This window comes from Leclercia sp. AS011, assembly GCF_037152535.1.
Classification (GTDB): domain Bacteria; phylum Pseudomonadota; class Gammaproteobacteria; order Enterobacterales; family Enterobacteriaceae; genus Enterobacter.
This window is the reverse complement of record NZ_JBBCMA010000032.1, coordinates 1-225: the sequence shown is the minus strand read 5'-3', so window position 1 is coordinate 225 and position 225 is coordinate 1. Positions and strand designations below refer to the sequence as shown.

The 225-nt window shown below is 55.1% G+C and carries 1 rRNA gene; it reads right to left on the bottom strand.

The features are described from left to right. A 23S ribosomal RNA gene (locus tag WFO70_RS22580) occupies window positions 1–225 on the bottom strand; the annotation flags it as partial.

Below are 225 nucleotides of genomic sequence, written 5' to 3'. Positions count from 1 at the left end.
ACTAACCTCCTGATGTCCGACCAGGATTAGCTAACCTTCGTGCTCCTCCGTTACTCTTTAGGAGGAGACCGCCCCAGTCAAACTACCCACCAGACACTGTCCGCAACCCGGGTAACGGGTCCACGTTAGAACACCAGCCATTAAAGGGTGGTATTTCAAGGACGGCTCCACGCAGACTGGCGTCCACGCTTCAAAGCCTCCCACCTATCCTACACATCAAGGACC